This window comes from Pedobacter frigidisoli (assembly GCF_032678525.1).
In the GTDB taxonomy this organism is placed as follows: Bacteria; Bacteroidota; Bacteroidia; order Sphingobacteriales; family Sphingobacteriaceae; genus Pedobacter; species Pedobacter frigidisoli_A.
Map to the genome: position 1 here is coordinate 307,336 of NZ_JAVTSE010000002.1, position 17,046 is coordinate 324,381.

General features: G+C 40.1%; 16 protein-coding genes. 9 read left to right on the top strand and 7 right to left on the bottom strand.

Going from position 1 to position 17,046, the window contains the following annotated elements:
- Positions 1-66: 66 nt before the first annotated feature.
- From dnaG to R2Q80_RS06325, 3 genes are all read left to right on the top strand, one after another.
- Complete coding sequence (gene dnaG / locus R2Q80_RS06315) at positions 67-2,052, top strand: DNA primase (protein ID WP_316798785.1); 1,986 nt, start codon at positions 67-69, stop codon at positions 2,050-2,052.
- A 133-nt stretch (positions 2,053-2,185) separates the two neighbouring features.
- A complete protein-coding gene (locus tag R2Q80_RS06320) occupies positions 2,186-2,551 on the top strand; it encodes a YraN family protein (RefSeq protein ID WP_316798786.1) in 366 nt (121 codons plus the stop codon).
- Complete coding sequence (locus tag R2Q80_RS06325) at positions 2,529-3,614, top strand: glutaminyl-peptide cyclotransferase (protein WP_316798787.1); 1,086 nt, start codon at positions 2,529-2,531, stop codon at positions 3,612-3,614. The genes R2Q80_RS06320 and R2Q80_RS06325 overlap by 23 nt, the downstream gene beginning before the upstream one ends.
- Here R2Q80_RS06325 and R2Q80_RS06330 read toward each other — a convergent pair.
- On the bottom strand, positions 3,555-4,181 hold the full coding sequence (locus tag R2Q80_RS06330; RefSeq protein ID WP_316798788.1) for a DUF4251 domain-containing protein: 627 nt from the start codon (positions 4,179-4,181) through the stop codon (positions 3,555-3,557). The two genes, R2Q80_RS06325 and R2Q80_RS06330, sit on opposite strands and share 60 nt — an antisense overlap.
- A gap of 180 nt (positions 4,182-4,361) precedes the next feature.
- On the opposite strand from R2Q80_RS06330, the gene R2Q80_RS06335 reads away from it, so the two are divergent.
- From R2Q80_RS06335 to R2Q80_RS06350, 4 genes are all read left to right on the top strand, one after another.
- A complete protein-coding gene (locus tag R2Q80_RS06335) occupies positions 4,362-4,970 on the top strand; it encodes a ribonuclease HII (RefSeq protein WP_316798789.1) in 609 nt (202 codons plus the stop codon).
- Between the two features lie 22 nt (positions 4,971-4,992).
- Complete coding sequence (locus R2Q80_RS06340; protein ID WP_316798790.1) at positions 4,993-6,195, top strand: glycosyltransferase; 1,203 nt, start codon at positions 4,993-4,995, stop codon at positions 6,193-6,195.
- Positions 6,196-6,287: 92 nt separating this feature from the next.
- Positions 6,288-7,367 (top strand): glycine cleavage system aminomethyltransferase GcvT, encoded by a 1,080-nt coding sequence (gcvT, locus tag R2Q80_RS06345; RefSeq protein ID WP_316798791.1) that lies wholly within the window; start codon positions 6,288-6,290, stop codon positions 7,365-7,367.
- A gap of 82 nt (positions 7,368-7,449) precedes the next feature.
- The gene (locus R2Q80_RS06350; RefSeq protein WP_316798792.1) at positions 7,450-8,166 is read left to right on the top strand and encodes a 2-phosphosulfolactate phosphatase; all 717 of its coding nucleotides are present in this window, start codon (positions 7,450-7,452) and stop codon (positions 8,164-8,166) included.
- A gap of 52 nt (positions 8,167-8,218) precedes the next feature.
- On the opposite strand, the gene R2Q80_RS06355 is transcribed toward R2Q80_RS06350, so the two are convergent.
- Entirely contained in the window at positions 8,219-9,109 is an 891-nt protein-coding gene (locus tag R2Q80_RS06355) for a hypothetical protein (RefSeq protein WP_316798793.1), read from the bottom strand.
- 96 nt (positions 9,110-9,205) lie between these two features.
- Positions 9,206-9,910, bottom strand: coding sequence for a DUF2490 domain-containing protein (locus tag R2Q80_RS06360; RefSeq protein WP_316798794.1), 705 nt, complete (start codon positions 9,908-9,910; stop codon positions 9,206-9,208).
- A gap of 191 nt (positions 9,911-10,101) precedes the next feature.
- Here R2Q80_RS06360 and fabV point away from each other — a divergent pair, with 191 nt between their 5' ends.
- Together fabV and R2Q80_RS06370 are read left to right on the top strand one after the other, a co-directional pair.
- A complete protein-coding gene (gene fabV / locus R2Q80_RS06365; RefSeq protein WP_316798795.1) occupies positions 10,102-11,295 on the top strand; it encodes an enoyl-ACP reductase FabV in 1,194 nt (397 codons plus the stop codon).
- Positions 11,296-11,548: 253 nt separating this feature from the next.
- Positions 11,549-12,001, top strand: coding sequence for a cold shock domain-containing protein (locus R2Q80_RS06370; RefSeq protein WP_316798796.1), 453 nt, complete (start codon positions 11,549-11,551; stop codon positions 11,999-12,001).
- 120 nt (positions 12,002-12,121) lie between these two features.
- On the opposite strand, the gene R2Q80_RS06375 is transcribed toward R2Q80_RS06370, so the two are convergent.
- The 4 genes from R2Q80_RS06375 to R2Q80_RS06390 all read right to left on the bottom strand — a co-directional run bounded on the left by R2Q80_RS06375 (position 12,122) and on the right by R2Q80_RS06390 (position 17,016).
- Positions 12,122-13,747 (bottom strand): NADP-dependent glyceraldehyde-3-phosphate dehydrogenase, encoded by a 1,626-nt coding sequence (locus R2Q80_RS06375; protein ID WP_316798797.1) that lies wholly within the window; start codon positions 13,745-13,747, stop codon positions 12,122-12,124.
- Between the two features lie 97 nt (positions 13,748-13,844).
- On the bottom strand, positions 13,845-15,284 hold the full coding sequence (locus tag R2Q80_RS06380) for an MFS transporter (protein ID WP_316798798.1): 1,440 nt from the start codon (positions 15,282-15,284) through the stop codon (positions 13,845-13,847).
- Positions 15,285-15,305: 21 nt separating this feature from the next.
- On the bottom strand, positions 15,306-15,968 hold the full coding sequence (locus R2Q80_RS06385; protein ID WP_316798799.1) for a bifunctional 4-hydroxy-2-oxoglutarate aldolase/2-dehydro-3-deoxy-phosphogluconate aldolase: 663 nt from the start codon (positions 15,966-15,968) through the stop codon (positions 15,306-15,308).
- A complete protein-coding gene (locus R2Q80_RS06390; RefSeq protein ID WP_316798800.1) occupies positions 15,961-17,016 on the bottom strand; it encodes a sugar kinase in 1,056 nt (351 codons plus the stop codon). The genes R2Q80_RS06385 and R2Q80_RS06390 overlap by 8 nt, the downstream gene beginning before the upstream one ends.
- Positions 17,017-17,046: the final 30 nt, after the last annotated feature.

Below are 17,046 nucleotides of genomic sequence, written 5' to 3' on the forward strand. Positions count from 1 at the left end.
TGTGTTCTTTGTGTTTTTTCTCTGTTATCTTTGTGGTGAACAAGAAGAGGAAAGCGCCGTGCGTATATGATCAACCGCGAAACGATAGATAAGATAATGGATACCGCCCGTATTGAGGAGGTAGTTGGGGATTTTGTGCACTTAAAAAAACGCGGAACAAGTCTAATTGGCAACTGCCCCTTCCATGGGGAAAAAACGCCTTCATTTCACGTGTCGGTAACTAAAGGTATTTATAAATGCTTTGGGTGTGGCAAAGGTGGTGATTCCGTTAGGTTTATCATGGATCATGAGAAATATTCATATCCTGAAGCACTTAAATTTTTAGCCAATAAATACAACATCGAAGTTGAGGAAGCAGAGCTGTCGCCCGAAGCTGCCGAAGCACAGAGTGCTAAAGAGAGCCTCTATATTGTATCGCAGTATGCGGCGGCATTCTTTGTAAAACAGCTTTGGGATACTTCGGAAGGAAAAGCTATTGGCCTCAGCTATTTTAAAGAACGGGGATTCAGAGAAGATATCCTAAAGAAATTTGAAGTGGGTTATTCACCCGATGTTTGGGATGCACTTACTCAAAGCGCAACAGGAGCGGGACATAAAATGGAGTTTGTGGAATCTACAGGATTATCCATCAAAAATGATAATGGAAAAATTTACGACCGGTTCCGCGGTCGCGTAATGTTCCCCATTCATAATTTCACAGGCAGAATAATTGGTTTCGGAGGTAGAACCCTAAAAACCGACAAAAATGTTCCCAAATATGTGAATTCGCCTGAGAGCGAGATTTATCATAAATCTAATGTGCTTTACGGCTTATTCCATGCCAAAAAAGCCATTCGCGACCTGGATAACTGTTATCTGGCAGAGGGCTATGCCGATGTGCTTTCCGTTCATCAGGCTGGCATTGAGAATGTGGTGGCCTCTTCAGGAACCTCATTAACAGTGGAACAAATTAAGCTAATTGGCCGTTTCACTCAAAACATTACCATTCTGTTTGATGGCGATGCCGCAGGAATAAAGGCTTCTTTAAGAGGATTGGACATGATTCTGGAAGAGGGGCTTAACGTTAAAATTGTTTCTTTCCCGGATGGGCATGACCCAGATTCTTATATGCACCACGTTGGAGCGGGAGCGTTCAAAACTTATCTCGAGAACAACCGGAAAGACTTTATCCTGTATAAAGCAAATGTATTGCTTAAAGACGCCGGAAACGACCCGATCAAACGCGCAGGCATTATACGCGACATTGTAGAAAGTATTGCCAAAATACCCGATCCGATTAAAGCTTCGGTCTTTGTACGCGAGTCGAGCAACCTGCTGCAAATTGAAGAAAGTATTTTAATGAGCGAGCTGAACAAAATGCGTTCCGCTAAGTTGAAAAAAAACTTTGAAGGAAGTCAAAGGGCTGGGAATGTAAATTCGAATAATAGCCCATATTCTTCAGGTCCGCCTGAGCCCCTTGGACCACCGGATGATTTATGGGATGATAGTGCAGGGCCTGGTGGCCAGGAGCAGCAAACAGCGAATACCGATGAGATACAGGAAAAGGAGATTGTTCGCTTGTTGCTCACATATGGGCACGAGTTCGTAAACTGGGATAAGATCGATGATATGTATATAGGCCCGTTCATTATGCAAAACCTGGCCGATGTGGAGTTTGAGGATTTACTCTGCAAGAAAATTGTAGACCATTATAGCTCAGAAATTGATCAGGGCAGACTCCCTACAGCCAATCATTTTATAAAACACGAGGAACGTGATATTGCAGATCTGGCGATCACCTTATCTACATCCGAATATGCATTGAGTGAAAACTGGTTAAACAAGCACTTAATTTATGTTAAAGATGAAAGCATGAACCTCAAGGCAACTATCCTGGGCGGAATTTTTCACCTGAAAAAACGTAAAGTTGATAAAATATTAACTAATCTGCTAAAGGAAATAAAAGAGGAGAAAGACACCGATAATCAAATGATTTTAATGCAACGATACGGTGTGATTAAGGGTGTAGAAAGGGAGATATCAAAATTTCTGGGGTCAGTAATTGTTAAATAAGATCAATATGCAGAGATTTTATTTTCAGTCTTAGCCCGAAAGATTCGATTTTTATTTTGAACCTGATACAAAAATTAATACTTTCAAACTTAGTCATCCCATTCTATCAGTTTATCATTTAATTATTGATCAAATGGCAAGACATAATGAATTAGGAAAAGAAGGAGAAGGTATTGCAAAAACATATCTGCAAAAGCAGGGATTTGAAATCCTCGACGAAAACTGGACGAGCGGAAAATCTGAGATAGATTTAATTGTCCGCAAAGACCGGGTTATCATTTTTGTAGAAGTGAAAACAAGGAGTTCAGCTGCATTTGGCGAGCCTGAGGATTTTGTTGAAAAGCATAAACAAAAGCAAATGGAATTGGCAGCTACTGCCTACATCGCGATCATGAATCACCGCCATGATATTCGGTTTGACATCATAGCAATTACTTTTACCACTAATAAAGAATATAAATTAAATCATATAGAAGATGCTTTTTGGCCACAAGATTAAAAACATTAAAAACAACTTATTAGCATGTGCAATTTTAGCGTTTATAGCGGGTTGTAGTGATGATGCGCCCAACACCTACAGAAGCTTCGCTTCACCGATGATCGGTCAGAATGTGTCAGCAGGAACGGAATTTGAAATCAAGGTACTATTTGGAAAAGAGAAGAAAGTAGATTCAGTTGTTTACCTGATTGATACAGGTACGGTTGCCGCTAAAGCAGATACAGCAGCCTTTAAAGTAAAAACTGAGGGACTGAAATTGGGAAACCACCTGCTTACCGCCAGGATTTATGGCGAAGGCGAACCGGAGGAACTCACCTCTAACATCAATATTCTTCCTGCACAGCCGCCTGTTGAATATACCTATAAAGTAGTTAAAACATTACCTCATGATACTTCTTCCTATGTTGAGGGTTTAGAATATCATGATGGCTTTTTTTACGAAAGCGCGGGGGATTACGGTAATTCCAGCTTAAGAAAGGTCGACCCCTCAACAGGAAAAGTACTGAAGAAAGCAGACCTTGACAAGCAGTACTTTGGCGAGGGAATGACAGTGATTGGTGATAAGATTATTCAACTCACTTACCGGGAGAAAGTTGGCTTTGTATACGATAAGGCAACTTTTAAAAAGCTTTCACAGTTTTCCTACGGCGAAGGAACCCAGGAAGGGTGGGGTTTGAACTTTGATGGCCAGAGAGTCCTTAAGACCGATGGCTCAAATACCATATTTTTCCTGGATAAAGATTCCTACAAAAAAACAGGATCTATTGACGTATTCGATAATAAAGGAAGTATTCAACAACTTAATGAGCTGGAATACATTGATGGAAAAATATATGCGAATGTATATACAACCAATAATATCCTCATCATTGATCCCGCAACAGGGGCGGTAGAAGGAAAGATTGATCTTTCGGGCCTGTTACCTGAAGGTTATTTTAAAACCGAGGATGCTGTTAACAACAACGTATTAAATGGAATCGCTTACGATAAAGCTACCAAGCGCTTATTTGTAACCGGTAAAAAATGGCCACATATTTTTGAGGTAAAAATATTCAAAAAATAAACATCGAAGCCAGATCTCATGATCTGGCTTCGATGTTTTAATCTTTTTAACGGGCTCATCTAAGTAGCCGTTGAAAACGATAGGCTGCTTGTTTACACTACTTGCGGTTAAGGATGCATATCCGTTTTGTGAAATATTGATGGTAAACCGATAATTTTCCCGGGTTACATCCTTTGTATTGATTTGAATAATGTAAGCCCCTTTTCTACTCTTGCTTTCTGTATAGGTAAAGTTTTTGGAAGTAAACTTAATTCCTCCTTCATTCGAATTGTAGGGTGCACTGAATGCTCTGCCATAATAGGGTAAGTAGGCGACTACACTGTCTTTTGTTACCTTAACATCATACTGCGAGCCTGTCAGGTTAATCATGGTGCCACTCTGTGCGCCAGGCATTGCACTCATAATTCTATTGATGTCATTATTCGCCATTGGCAATGCGGTGTTGGCAACGAAATTGTAGGCCTTATTACCAACAATCTTTGCAGTAGTTTCTTTATCAGTTTGAGCGTAGGAAGCAAATGATATTGAAATCAGGGCCAATCCTAAAAGTCTTCTTAAATGTTTCATAATATGTGTTTTAACTATTGAACATTTTAATGATGCACAGGTTTAAACAATTCCATAAAATCAGGAGTATTGTTAACCGTGAATAAATAAAGATACGAAATCGTAAACTGAGCAGTTTAGTAAAAAATAAACCTTTAGAAAATGATTACAAAGATTATACTTAATAATTAAATTTGCATCATGTTATTAAGCTGTTTTCAGGACGATTTTTTAGAGGCGGGCTGCGATGAAGCTGGAAGAGGCTGCCTGGCCGGACCAGTATTCGCCGCCGCGGTAATATTGCCAAAAGGTTTTATACTGGAGGGTTTAAACGATTCAAAACAGCTAAGTCACGAACAACGGGATATGCTCCGCCCCATTATTGAAAGAGAAGCCCTGGCCTGGGCAGTAGCATCCTGCGACCATGAGGAAATAGACCGCATAAACATATTAAATGCATCTTTCCTGGCCATGCACCGGGCGATAAAAAAGTTGCACACTCCACCTGAATATCTTGTCATAGACGGTAATCGTTTTAAAGCCTACCCTCAAATCCCGCATAGTTGTATTATTAAAGGAGATGGAAAATACCTGAACATTGCTGCAGCTTCCATCCTGGCTAAAACGCATCGTGATGAATTTATGAGTAATTTACATATTGAATACCCCGAATACGGATGGCAGAAAAATAAAGGCTACCCAACCATTGCACATCGCAAAGCGGTAATCGAAATAGGCTTGTCTCCATTTCACCGCAAGACTTTCACTGTTAGCGCACCACAGTTAGATTTGTTTTCAAACAACGCCTAATTTTTAGTATTTTCACATCATTGTGAAAATTCTGCTGATTACCAAGAAGATCCCTTTTCCACCAAACAGTGGTTATCCGATTGTGGTGTACAACACCATGAAAGGCCTGCTGCAACTTGGTGCAGATATCACTTTATTCAGCCTCAACCCCGAAAAAGGCCGGGTTGACGTAGAAGATATTTACGACCCCATATTCGAACAGATTAAGCACCATACAGTGGATCTGGATGTTGATGTAAATGTCTGGTCGGCATTTTTCAATATCTTCACGAATGAATCTTACAATGTATCCCGGTACTACAATGAAGATGCAGCCCGTCAGCTTGAAAACCTGCTCCGCGAAAACACATTCGACATCATCCAGTTTGAGGGCCTTTTTGTAGTCCCTTATCTTGATGTGGTTAAGGCCAATAGCAACGCAAGACTAATCTACCGCGCACATAATATTGAGTTTACGCTGTGGGAACGTTTATCTCATTCCGAGCAATTTTTGATCAGGAGAAAATATCTTGCCTTTCTGGCCCAACGTTTAAAAGCCTACGAAACAGACCAGATTAACCGTTTTCACCATATTTTTGCCATTAGCGAGCCCGACAGACAAAGCATTTTGCGCTTTGGATGCAAAGTGCCGATGAGTGTATTTCCGGTAGCCATCGATCTGGAGAAATATAAGATTGATAAATCGAAAACAAGTTTCCCAACGCTGTTTCACCTAGGTGCGATGGACTGGCGTCCAAACCAGGAAGGATTGGAATGGTTTCTCGATGATATATGGCCTGATATTGAAAAGCTGAATAAAGACCTGCGGTTTTATATTGCAGGTAAGAACATGCAGAAACACTTTTTTGAATATGATTCGGAAAACCTGATCGTGGAAGGTGAAGTTTTTGATGCCATAGAATTTATCAACTCCAAAGCCATTATGATTGTTCCTTTAATTTCAGGAACAGGTATGCGTGTAAAAATTATCGAGGGTATGGCCATGAAGAAATGCATCATTGCTACGGCAACAGCGGCTGAAGGAATTAATTGCAGGCATGGATATGATATATTAATTGCTGACACCGCCGATGAGTTTTATCGTTCGATTTTACAATGTGTCATCAACCCTAAAAGGTGGATGGAAATTGGTGAAAATGCCAGAAAAACGGTAGAAAATGACCATGCTGTAAATTTGGTTTCCGTCAAAATGCTTAAGGTTTATGAGGAGTTGATGAGTGCTTAACTTATTCGTCGACCACTGAAGTTTAATCAATAAAATTTAAACAAAAAGATTCTCATTTTCTTAGTACTTTTGCCGCCAACTAGATTTTAATCATGAAAAATACCGCTTTAACAGAAAAACACATCGCCCTTGGAGCCAAAATGGTTTCATTTGCAGGATATAACATGCCTGTAACTTATGAAGGTATTAATGCCGAACACGCAACCGTTCGTAACGGTGTAGGCGTTTTCGATGTTAGCCACATGGGCGAATTTATTCTGAAAGGCGAAAATGCATTAGATTTAATTCAGCGGGTTACCAGCAACGATGCTGCTAAACTTTATGATGGTAAGGTACAATACTCTTGTCTGCCCAACCTGGATGGTGGCATCGTTGACGATCTATTGGTTTATCGAATTGACGAAAAAACCTACATGCTGGTTGTAAATGCTTCCAATATCGATAAAGACTGGAACTGGATACAGCAGTTCAATGATAAAGGTGTTGAAATGCATAACATTTCAGATCAGACTTCTCTTCTGGCTATTCAGGGGCCAAAAGCTGCTGATGCATTGCAAAGCTTAACCGATGTAAATTTAGCATCGATGGAATATTACACTTTCGTAAAAGGAACATTTGCCGGCGTTGATAATGTAGTGATTTCTGCTACAGGCTATACTGGTGCAGGTGGTTTTGAGATTTATTTCGAAAACCAATATGCAAATCAAATCTGGGATGCAATTTTTGAAGCAGGTGCCCCCTATAACATCAAACCAATTGGCCTTGGTGCCCGCGACACCCTGCGTTTGGAAATGGGTTTCTGTTTATATGGAAACGACATTGATGATACCACTTCGCCTATTGAAGCAGGATTAGGATGGATCACCAAGTTCTCAAAATCATTTACTAATTCAGAAGCTTTACAAGCCCAGAAAGAAGCCGGAGTACAAAAAAAACTGGTTGGTTTTGAAATGATAGACCGGGGCATTCCACGTCACGATTATGAAATTGTTGATGCAGATGGCAATGTGATCGGTAAAGTTACTTCGGGCACACAGGCTCCATCCCTGCAAAAAGCAATTGGTATGGGCTACATCACTAAAGATTTCTCAAAGGAAGGTACTGAAATTTTCATTTCTATCCGCAACACGTCAATTAAGGCGAAAGTGGTTAAGTTTCCTTTTTATAAATAGATTGGAGACTCATAGATATGAGATCTGAAAGTACCACATATCAGATCTCACATCTTAAATCTCACATCCCATATCTCTTGCTATGTCAAAAAAAATAGAAGTTTGTTTAACGCCGGCACTGATTGATCTTTACGATATTGAGCAAAGTATTGTGGTGGTGATTGATATCCTCAGAGCTACATCGTCCATCACCTATGGCATAGAAAATGGTGCTGAAGCCATTATTCCTGTTGCCAATGTAGAAGATTGTTTAAACTATAGCGATAAAGGATATTTACTGGCCGCAGAGCGAAATGGTGAAGTAGTTGCAGGTTATGATTTTGGTAATTCCCCGTTCTCATACACTAAAGAAAAGGTTGAGGGTAAAACCGTGGTATTAACCACCACCAATGGCACAAAAGCATTGCATCTGGCTAATAAGAGGGCATTTCAAGTGGTCATCGGCTCTTTTTTAAATTTAGATGCGCTATGCAATTACTTGCAACACCAGGATAAAAATGTACTCTTGCTTTGTGCGGGCTGGAAAGATCAGTTTAACCTGGAAGACACTTTATTTGCAGGAGCAGTGGTGAGCAAATTGCGCAGAAGTTTCGAACATTTTGATGATTCAAGTGTGGCTGCTGAAGATTTGTACAATCTCGCTAAAGATGATTTAAGAAAATACCTACATAAATCATCACACAGTAACCGCCTTGCACAACTGAATATTGAAGAAGACGTTGTATTCTGCCTTCAGCTGAATATTTGCGACAGCATACCGGTTTTAAAAGGAGAACGTTTGGTAAAGCTTGAAGCTTAAGATAATGCCTAAAAACACAAGAGGCCGGTTGAATCAACCGGCCTCTTGTGTTTTAGAATTGGACCCCAATTACCCACATATTTTCGAGGTAATTAATTTTCTGACTGGCCTTATCTACCTTATCATATCCGGTAGTATGAACGTTTGTTAAATTAGTTGCCCCCACTTTGGTCGTATTCTGAAGATAAACATTTTTCCAGACGTAAAACTTAAGACCAATTTTGGCAGAAACGCCATAACCCGAAACATTAAAATTATTATTTCTTCCCTCTCCGAATAAACGCACATCAGACCTGGGAACCATTAACCCGCCACCAAGTCCGGTTTCAAGCGTTAATGAGGTGTTTCCTCCGGGAGCAACCCAGATATCATCATACCGCTCAATTTCGATGTTAGCATAGTTAAAACCATCAGTATGCTCGTAAGTGAGCATGCTTTCCTTAACATTGATCGTTTGACCGTTATAATCACCTGCCATATTCCCGGTTGGCACATTATTTTGTGAAATGCTGGTACCGATGTGACCGGTAATAGCAACGCTTTGCGGAATATCCATCACATATTTCATGTGATCCCACCCAATGGAAATACTATAATTATCTTTAATGAAATAGCCTACACGAATATTGTATTGTGGAACAGTTATTAATCCCGGATTAATATAATCCCAGCTGAGTTTTGACTGGCGATCATGCGCTACCACATCCTTCAAGGTAAAATCATAATTTGGCCCCTGGAAGTGAATGTCACTTTTTCCATACCAGGATTGATTATACCCCCAGTGAAAATAAAAATTACCTTTACGGGAGAAGTTTCTTTTATGTTCGGGATTAAATAAGCTCTTTGATGCTGGAGTGTTCTCAGTTGATGAGGCTTTGATTTCCTGGGCCTGCATTCTCTTTCCGAATAACATTGCCAGAAATAATATCGATATTCTTTTCACGCAGCAAATTGAGCAAAAAGCACGAACTAATACAAATGCTTTAACATTTTGTCATCGCCCCGACATCAAATATGACTTTAAATCATTAAAACAGCATTAGAATCTGGTGTAAACTGCGAGCTGTATAATATTATTATTGGTGTGTCCTGAAATATTTTTCACCGCCTGATTCATATATCCCACTTCCAGATCAAATTTCTTCGAGAAACGATAGCCCAAAGCTAAATAGGCTCTGTTTTGATCAAATACACTATTGCTAATTTTGTCGTTATTCTGGATGTTCAAAAACACTTCGTTCTGCAGGGCAATAAAGGGCCCGGCTACAAATGCTGCTTCTGTCTTCTTTAATGGTTGGATCAGCCTGAAAAAATAGCGGAATCTTTGTGAAAAAACATCTTCACCTGCCCGGCCAATAAATCGTTGCTCTACCCTGAATCTGTGGCTCGCGAAAATACTGCTCAGTTTGTGTGTATAAATATATTGCTCGAAAATCCGGTGTTCATGTTGAAATGTATTACCTGCAATAACAGACTGCGATTGGGTAGTCTGCCATAAGTAACCCAGGGCTACATTATGCTGATCATTAATAAAATATTGCACGGCAGGGCGAACCAGCGTATTCCGTACATATTTCCAGTCATCTGCACTGCGTGCCTGAAAATCAAACTGCAAACCCCATTTTTTATTAAATTTGGTATTGTTTAAAAACATAAACCAGCCCGAGTTCTGGTATTGTGTTTGCGCCATAATACTTGCACTGGCCATGAATGATACCAGGGCCAACAATAATAATTTCTTCATTCTGAGATATTCCGGTTATCTGTAACCGCTAAAATTACGAAAATACGGGTCAAATTACCTCCGCACAAGTTGTTAATTTCATTTTCATTTACCGTTAATCGATTAAACATTTATCTTCGTTAAAGATTTGGCCCTGACTGTTATTTCAGCAGCGGTCGATTTTAAGATTACAAAACGTAAATAAGAACAACATGATTATTGAACCGAGAATGAGGGGCTTTATTTGTTTAACAGCACACCCGGACGGATGTGCTCAAAACGTAAAGAACCAAATTGAATATGTAAAATCTAAGGGTGCTATCAACGGTCCTAAAAAAGTATTGGTAATTGGTGCGTCTACAGGCTTCGGTCTTGCATCACGCATTACCGCTGCTTATGGTTCTGATGCGGCAACAATCGGTGTGTTTTTTGAGAAAGCACCCTCAGCAGGCAAAACAGCATCTCCGGGTTGGTACAATAGTGCTGCTTTTGAAAAAGAAGCACATGCTTCAGGTTTATACGCTAAAAGCATTAATGGTGATGCTTTTTCAAATGAAATCAAGCAACAAACTATTGATTTGATCAAAGCTGACTTAGGCCAGGTTGATTTGGTTATTTACAGTTTAGCTTCCCCGGTAAGAAAACACCCGGTTACTGAAGTTTTACACCGTTCTACTTTAAAACCAATTGGCACAACTTACACCAATAAAACAGTAGATTTTCATACCGGTAATGTAACTGAAATTTCTATTGAGCCCGCTACCGACGAGGATATTGCAAACACCGTTGCCGTGATGGGTGGCGAAGACTGGGCGATGTGGATTGACGCATTAAAAGCAGAAAACTTATTGTCGGAGGGTGCTACAACTGTAGCCTATTCATATATCGGCCCGGCATTAACCGAACCGGTTTACCGGAAAGGCACTATTGGCCGTGCTAAAGATAATCTGGAAGCAACCGCTTTCACCATTTCAGATAAACTGAAAGACATTAATGGTCAGGCTTACGTTTCAGTAAACAAGGCATTGGTAACTCAGGCAAGCTCCGCCATTCCGGTGATCCCGTTGTACATTTCATTGTTATACAAAATAATGAAAGAAGAAGGTATTCACGAAGGAACAATTGAACAGATACAACGCTTGTATGCCGATCGCTTGTATACCGGTAGCGATATTCCTGTTGATGAGAAAGGAAGAATCAGAATCGACGATTGGGAAATGCGTGACGATGTTCAGGCAAAAGTGGCTAAGCTTTGGGAAGAAGCCACAACTGAAACCTTGCCGGCAATTGGCGATTTAGCTGGTTACCGTTCAGATTTTCTAAGCTTATTTGGTTTCGAAATTGATGGGGTAGATTACGCGAAAGATGCCAATGAAGTAGTAGAAATTGAAGGTTTGGTAAGTTAGTGAATCCGTCATTTATTGAAAGCGATACTCATATTTTAAACAGGTGGCTGACGCAAAACGTCAGCCACTTTTGTTTAGTTTTATCTCCGGATGTCCCTGAAAAAGAGGAATGCGAGTCTGATCACATTGAAAATAATGTCAGGCTGTAAAAAATCCAGAATAATTAAAATGTTATTTTCGCTTAACTATTGCTATATTTGATCAATTCCCATTACTACTCAACATTATAACATCGAAAAGGATTAAATAAAATATGGCTAAATCTCAGGCAAGCTACACCAAACAGGAGAATGAAAAAAAACGTTTAAAAAAACAGAAGGAAAAACTGGAGAAGAGAGAAGAGCGCCAGGCCAATGCAAAAAAAGGCTTAGCTCTTGAAGATATGATGGCATATGTTGACGAGAACGGAAACATCTCATCAACCCCACCTGATCCGGCTAAGAAAAAGGTTATTAATACTGAAGACATTCAGATTGGTGTATCCAGACAAGCGGACATTATTGATGAAAACCCTGTTAAAAAAGGAACAGTAAGCTTTTTTAATGATAGCAAAGGTTATGGTTTCATCAAAAACACGGAGACACAAGATAGCATTTTCGTTCATGCAAATGGATGTATTACGCAAATAAAAGAAGGTGATAAAGTAACTTTCGAAGTAGAGATGGGACAAAAAGGCCCGACTGCTGTCAAAGTAACCAAAGCTTAGTTTTACAAACGCAAAAAACAAACTTTGCCTGTGCGCCACGCATAGGGTAAAGTTAAAAAATAAAACCCCGGACTTACAGCCTTCAGCTGTTCATCCGGGGTTTATGTTTTGGAGTAATTTCTAAAAGATATACTTCGTACTTAAGAAATTCGAATCATCTCCTTTTACAATTTCGTTCAACAGCTTCTTGTTATCATCAGTAAACTTTGTTGCCACTAACGAACGGATAGAAAATGACCGTAAAGCATCTACAACCGAAAGCGTTCCCTCGGCACTATCTTTACGCCCGGTGAACGGGAAGGCATCTGGTCCTCGCTGACATTGGCAGTTGATATTCACCCGACTTACCTGATTAACGAGTGGATCGATAAGTGAAGATATTACAGCTGCATTATTACTGAAAATACTAACCTGTTGCCCATGTGGAGAATCAATTAGATATTCTATTGGCTCTTCTAAATCATCAAATGGTACTACCGGAACTATTGGACCAAATTGTTCTTCTCTGTACAATTTCATATTACTGTTTACAGGATATACTACTGCAGGGTAAACAAAGGTCTCCAATGTTTGTCCTCCATTGATGTTTACAACTTTTGCACCATGAGCAACTGCATCATCGATACACTCTTTAAGGTATTCCGGTTTATTTAATTCAGGAAGAGGGGTCAGGTTCACACCTTTCTCCCATGGCATCCCAAACTTAAGTTTTCCTATCTCTGCAGATAGACGTTTTAAAAACTCCTGCGCCAGACTCCGATGCACATAAACGATTTTGATAGCGGTACAACGCTGCCCGTTAAATGACAATGATCCTAAAACTGTTTCGGAAACTGCCAGATCCAGATCTGCATCTTTAGTTATGATAGCAGCGTTTTTAGCATCTAAACCTAAAATTGCCCTCAGTCTGTTTACTTTAGGGTGCAGTTTTTTAAGTTCGTTAGCTACTTTGCTTGATCCGATTAAGGTTAACACATTGATTTTTCCGGATTTCATTAATCCCGGAACAATTGTATTTCCCCTTCCGTAAATGGTATTCACCACGCCTTTTGGAAAACTTGAACGAAATGCCTCAAGCAAGGGATAATGTAATAACGTACCGTGTTTAGGTGGTTTGAATAACAGCGTATTTCCCATAATCAGTGCAGGAATAAGCGTTGTAAAGGTTTCATTTAAAGGATAATTAAATGGCCCCATACAAAGCACTACCCCAAGCGGAGAACGACGAACCTGGGCGATAATACCCTGTTCAATTTCGAAACGGGAGGATTGTCTGTCAATATCTTTTAAGGCATCTATTGTTGCGTAGATATACTCAACCGTGCGATCAAATTCTTTTACAGAATCAGCATATGACTTACCAATTTCCCACATAATTAATTTCGCAACTATTTCCTTTTGCTCCATCATTTTATGTGTAAAGTTCTCTACACAGGTAATTCGGTCTGCCACGCTCATGGTTGGCCACTGTCCGCGACCGTTATCATAAGCGGCAACAGCGGCTTCCAGTGCTTCCTGAGATTCTTTTTCAGTACAAACAGGAAAGCTGCCAATCCGTTTTCGTTTATAACCATCAGGAGTTTTTATACATACGGGAGAGAAAACTTCGTTAAAAGGTCCACTCCAGGTTTTCATCTCTCCATTAGAAAGAAATTCCTTCTGATTGATTTCTTCCTTTAGCCTAAATTCCTCTGGAATCTGGCTTTCTTCAACGAAAATACTTTCGAGGTTTAGCGGTGTGCTCAATTTGATTGTTTATTAGGTTTATAATTAGGTTAATCTATGGTTCAAGTAGATTAATCTTGCGTAGTGCAGAAGACACAAAGGCCTCCTGCAAAGGTTTTTATTTTAGCTCGATCACTTTATATTTTGGAACCAGACTTTTCATCACGATCCAGCCAATTAAATAACAAACGGCACAGATAGAGAAGATAATGAAATAACCAGCTTCCTCGCCTTTGAATCCCATGAAGTCAATTTTATTCTTACCCGTGTAGTCGAACAATAATCCAGATCCTTTATTGATAATAAAAGAGCCCAGTCCACCTGCCATACCACCAATACCGGTAATGGTTGCTATTGCTTTTTTTGGAAACATATCGCCCACAGTTGAAAAGATATTCGCCGACCAGGCCTGGTGTGCCGCACCGGCAATACCAATAATAATTACCGGAATCCAATAAGTAATGTGACCAAGCGGTTGAGCTGCCAAAGCAAGAAGCGGAAAGAAGGCAAAAATCAACATGGCTCTCATTCTTCCTTCATAAGGATTCATCCCCTTTTTATCTACGAAATAGGTTGGCAACCAACCTCCGATAATGGAAAGCAGGGTAATCATGTACAAAACGAATAAAGGCAGTGCACTTTGCGTTGAATCCATTCCATACACCGATTTCAAATAGGCAGGAGTCCAGAATAAGAAAAACCACCACACGCCATCAGTCATGAATTTACCAAAAGCAAATGCCCAGGTCTGATTGTATTTGAAACAATCAATGAAAGAAACCTTTTCCTTAGTCTCTTCAACATAGTCTGCCAGTTTGCGGTCATTAATCAAATCCTGCTGTATGTAGGCAAGTTCTTCCGCGCTAACTCTTTTATGTAATTCTGGTTTATTATAAACAAATACCCATAGTCCCATCCATATAAAACCTAAAGCACCAATGATGATGAAAGACATTTCCCATCCGTAAGCTTTGGCTATAAAAGGAATAGTAATAGGGGCCGCCAGAGCGCCTACGGTTGCACCGGCATTAAATATACTCGTTGCAAATGCGCGGTCTTTCTTAGGGAAGTATTCGGCCGTTGCCTTAATGGCGGCAGGAAAATTTCCAGCCTCACCAACAGCCAATACAAATCGGGCAAAAATAAATAGGGTTACACTAACCGAAACAACCATTCCTGTGTCATTAACCCGGGCAATAATTTCTTTCGCACCCTCAAAACCAACAAACCAGTTTCCGTTGATGATACCGGCGGTGGCAATACCACAAAATGCGTGTAAACATGCCCCAACAGACCAAACTCCGATAGCCCATAAGAAACCTTTCCTGGTATCTAACTTATCAACCAGCCTGCCAGCAAAAAGCATTGAAACTGCATAAAAAATTGAGAATAATGCGGTGATATTTCCATAGTCATTATTGTCCCAATGAAATTCTGGTTTAATGAAATCAGTCCATGTTAACGAAAGTACCTGTCTGTCTAAATAATTGATTGTTGTGGCAAGAAATAGAAGCAAACATATTGTCCACCTGTAGCTGCCTGTTTTTGGTTGTTTCATTTGGTTAGGTTCTAAAAAAAATTACTTGCTTTGTTGAATAAGGTCCAGCGCCAATACCGTGTTATCGTGCAGCTCCTCGTAAAGCCCTTTAGTCATTACGTCTTTACTGATTAATTTACTACCCATGCCTACCGCACAAACGCCAGCTTTAAACCAGGTTTTGAGGTTATCGGCATTAATTTCTACTCCGCCAGTTGGCATGAACAGCTGTCCGGCAAATAAATCTTTGATTGATGAAATAAATTCAGGCCCCAGAATATTGGCTGGAAAAATTTTGATTAACATCGCTTTGTGTTCCTGCGCAACACTGATTTCGGTTGGCGTCATACAACCGGGAATCCAGAGCATACCAATTTTATTGGCAATTTCTGCAACCTCCGGATTTACAATAGGGGCCACAATAAAATCGGTTCCTGCATCAATAAAAGCATGCGCTTCTGCAGGAGTTTTTACGGTACCAATACCCAGATAAAGATCGGGCATTTCTGCATCACGTACCTCTTTTAGCTTTTTAAAGTTCGGCAATGCCGATTTACCCCTGTTGGTATATTCAAAAACACGAACACCAGCTTTGTATAAGGTGCGGAGGATTTCTACACTGCCTGCTTCACTATCCTGATAAAAAAGCGGGAGCATTCCCTGTTCCAGGATGGCATCTAAAATTTTGTGTTTGTTGTTAGTCATGGCGTATAATTCTTTTTTCTATATCCGTAACAGTGCTGGTTGTAGCATCACTCGGAATGTATAATTTATCGTATGCGGCAGCTGTAGCGAAATTCAATGTTGCTGAAGCCGTAAGGCCCTGGTAAAATCCGTAAATCAATCCGGCCATAAAGCAATCTCCACTGCCTACTTTATCTAAAATTTCTTCTGATACGTATTCTGGCGATACCGTTAATGTACCATCTGCATAAAGTGCAGTATAATACCTGATTCCTTTACCATGATCAAAACGAAAGGTATTGGCCACAGCTTTACAGGAGGGAAACGATTTCAGAATTTCTGCTGAAGTATCTTTAGCCTGTTGTAACAAAGTTTCTTTGGCATAACCTTCCGATGGCAATAAGTCTTCGTGTATGGCAGTCCCGAGCATTTTATTTGCTGCCCATACATTGCCCATAATTAAGGTTGCATATTCTGCCAGCTGTGGTAAAATGTCTATGGGTTGCTTACCGTATTTCCAAAGCTTGGCCCTGAAATTTAAGTCAAGAGATATAGTAATATTTCTGGCATGGGCTGCTTTAACAGCTTCCAGGCAAACATCGGCAAGAGTTTGGTTAATTGCCGGACAAATGGCACTGAAATGAAACCAGGTTACGCCTTCAAAAACACTATCCCAGTTGATCTGGCCAACTTTTAAATCGGCGTAGGAGGAATTTGCCCTATCGTAAATTACACCTGCATTTTTCAAATCCTTTCCCTTCGGAAGATAGTATAAACCTAAACGATCACCGTGAAAAACCATTGGTGTGGTATCTACATTTCTTTCATTCAGATAAGCTACAATTTCCTCAGTAATTGAATTAGCGGGCATCGCCGACAAGTAGGTAGATGGCACTTCCCACAATGCTAATGCGGTAGCTACATTAAGCTCGGCACCACCAATATAGAACGGCAGTTTATTTTCTTTGAGCCATTGTCCATCCATATCCGGACAGATGCGCAAAAGTATTTCCCCAAAACTTAAAACTTTTTCTCCCTTTTTTACCAGGGTTGATATCTGGTCGCTCATTTTTATATTCAAGTGGCGCATTTTATGCAG